1 rRNA gene (cut by a window edge) is annotated in these 1,720 nt (G+C 54.1%); it reads left to right on the top strand.

Features of this window, described 5'->3' with window-relative positions:
* A 23S ribosomal RNA gene (locus ACFX4N_RS30990) occupies positions 1-1,715 on the top strand; it begins 1,286 nt to the left of the window's first position.
* The last annotated feature ends 5 nt before the right edge of the window (positions 1,716-1,720 follow it).

Raw genomic sequence — 1,720 nt, 5'->3', positions numbered from 1 at the left:
GATGTCAGTGGTAGGAGAGCGTTCTAAGTGCAGCGAAGTCAGACCGTAAGGACTGGTGGAGCGCTTAGAAGTGAGAATGCCGGTATGAGTAGCGAAAGACAAGTGAGAATCTTGTCCACCGAATGCCTAAGGTTTCCTGAGGAAGGCTCGTCCGCTCAGGGTTAGTCGGGACCTAAGCCGAGGCTGAAAAGCGTAGGCGATGGCCAACAGGTTGATATTCCTGTACCACCTCCCCGCCGTTTGAGTAATGGGGGGACGCAGTAGGATAGGGTAAGCGCGCTGCTGGATATGCGCGTTCAAGCAGTTAGGCTGATGAGTAGGCAAATCCGCTCATCATAAAGGCTGAGCTGTGATGACGAGGGAATTATAGTACCGAAGTTCCTGATTCCACACTGCCAAGAAAAGCCTCTAGCGAGGCGGGAGGTGCCCGTACCGCAAACCGACACAGGTAGGCGAGGAGAGAATCCTAAGGTGATCGAGAGAACTCTCGTTAAGGAACTCGGCAAAATGACCCCGTAACTTCGGGAGAAGGGGTGCTCTGGTAGGGTGTATAGCCCGAGAGAGCCGCAGTGAATAGGCCCAGGCGACTGTTTAGCAAAAACACAGGTCTCTGCGAAGCCGCAAGGCGAAGTATAGGGGCTGACGCCTGCCCGGTGCTGGAAGGTTAAGAGGAGGGGTTATCCTTTGGGAGAAGCTCTGAATCGAAGCCCCAGTAAACGGCGGCCGTAACTATAACGGTCCTAAGGTAGCGAAATTCCTTGTCGGGTAAGTTCCGACCCGCACGAAAGGCGTAACGATCTGGGCACTGTCTCAACGAGAGACTCGGTGAAATTATAGTACCTGTGAAGATGCAGGTTACCCGCGACAGGACGGAAAGACCCCGTGGAGCTTTACTGTAGCCTGATATTGAATTTTGGTACAGCTTGTACAGGATAGGTAGGAGCCTGAGAAGCCGGAGCGCTAGCTTCGGTGGAGGCGTCGGTGGGATACTACCCTGGCTGTATTGAAATTCTAACCCGCGGCCCTGATCGGGCCGGGAGACAGTGTCAGGTGGGCAGTTTGACTGGGGCGGTCGCCTCCTAAAATGTAACGGAGGCGCCCAAAGGTTCCCTCAGAATGGTTGGAAATCATTCGTAGAGTGTAAAGGCACAAGGGAGCTTGACTGCGAGACCTACAAGTCGAGCAGGGACGAAAGTCGGGCTTAGTGATCCGGTGGTTCCGCATGGAAGGGCCATCGCTCAACGGATAAAAGCTACCCCGGGGATAACAGGCTTATCTCCCCCAAGAGTCCACATCGACGGGGAGGTTTGGCACCTCGATGTCGGCTCATCGCATCCTGGGGCTGTAGTCGGTCCCAAGGGTTGGGCTGTTCGCCCATTAAAGCGGTACGCGAGCTGGGTTCAGAACGTCGTGAGACAGTTCGGTCCCTATCCGTCGTGGGCGTAGGAAATTTGAGAGGAGCTGTCCTTAGTACGAGAGGACCGGGATGGACACACCGCTGGTGTACCAGTTGTCTTGCCAAAGGCATCGCTGGGTAGCTATGTGTGGACGGGATAAGTGCTGAAAGCATCTAAGCATGAAGCCCCCCTCAAGATGAGATTTCCCATAGCGCAAGCTAGTAAGATCCCTGAAAGATGATCAGGTTGATAGGTCAGAGGTGGAAGCGTGGCGACATGTGTAGCTGACTGATACTAATCGATCGAGGACTTAACCAAACTTT

The sequence above is a fragment of the Priestia sp. YIM B13551 genome, assembly GCF_042787905.1.
Taxonomy (GTDB): domain Bacteria; phylum Bacillota; class Bacilli; order Bacillales; family Bacillaceae_H; genus Priestia.
Note: the sequence above shows the minus strand (reverse complement) of the source record. Positions and strands in the feature narration are given on the sequence as shown.